General features: G+C 48.3%; 2 protein-coding genes. Both read left to right on the top strand.

Annotated features, from left to right (window positions below; all coding sequences use genetic code 11):
• Positions 1-525: alanine:cation symporter family protein (locus E2K52_RS14450; RefSeq protein WP_151205686.1), on the top strand; the 525-nt coding region annotated here is incomplete at its 5' end.
• A 140-nt stretch (positions 526-665) separates the two neighbouring features.
• A partial coding sequence (locus E2K52_RS14445) for an ATPase domain-containing protein (RefSeq protein WP_151205685.1) occupies positions 666-1,081 on the top strand: 416 nt, incomplete at its 3' end.

The raw sequence follows: 1,081 nt of genomic DNA, 5'->3' as shown, positions 1-1,081 counted from the left end.
GGTTCTGCCCCAATCGCTGCTGCTGCGGCCAAAACCGACCATCCTGTCCGGCAGGGTCTGGTATCGATGACCGGTACATTTATTGACACCATTATTGTCTGTTCAATTACCGGTATTGTACTGGTAATTGGCTATATTCTGGCTGGCAGCAGTTTTGGTGGTGAAACTGGCGCTGTGCTGACCACCCAGGTATTTGACCGGTTGCTGCCGGGTGTAGGGGGCTGGGTGGTGACTTTCGGGATTATTTTCTTTGCCTATTCCACGATTCTCGGCTGGAGCTATTATGGTGAAAAATGTGCCACCTATCTGCTTGGTGAGAGGTTTGTCCTGCCGTATCGCATCATTTATATCCTGTCGGTTTTTGTCGGCTGCGTCGCCACTCTAGATCTGGTCTGGCTCTTCGCCGATACCTTTAATGGCCTGATGGCTGTACCTAACCTGATTGCGCTGCTATTACTGTCCGGCATTATCGTTAAGGAGTCCAAAGACTTTGTTGCCCGTCGCCAATCTGGCGAGCTGTATTAAGACCAGAAATTTTCTAAACTAGCAAACTACCTTCTCTTCTGGCTTCTGGTGGTTTTTGATTTTCATCTTCGCTGAATGATTTTAAAAACCACCTTTACTCTGTATGCTGTGCAGTAGTTTTATCAGTTTTTATATCGATTATGGCTAAAGCAAAAAGTGTATATCGTTGTGAACAATGTGGCACAGATCATTCTAAATGGGCTGGTCAATGTTCAGAATGTGGTGAATGGAACAGCTTGGTAGAAGTGACTATTGCCCCTGCAACGACACACCGTGCCCAGCCTAAAATGGGCGGAGGTTATGCCGGTCAGGCCGCCGCAATCACCACCTTAAATAAAATTTCCGTTTCTCATGAAACCCGTCTTCCGACTGGAATCAGCGAGTTTGACCGTGTATTGGGGGGTGGTCTGGTCACAGGTTCTGTGGTCCTGATCGGAGGGGACCCCGGTATTGGTAAATCCACTATCCTGCTGCAAACAGCCACTCATATGGCAGCAGGCAACAGCTCGGCGCTTTATGTAACCGGTGAAGAATCTTTATCGCAGGTGGCTTTACG

The sequence above is a fragment of the Acinetobacter sp. RF14B genome (assembly GCF_006864105.1).
Taxonomy (GTDB): Bacteria; Pseudomonadota; Gammaproteobacteria; order Pseudomonadales; family Moraxellaceae; genus Acinetobacter; species Acinetobacter lwoffii_C.
This window is presented reverse-complemented; position numbering and strand designations above follow the sequence as displayed.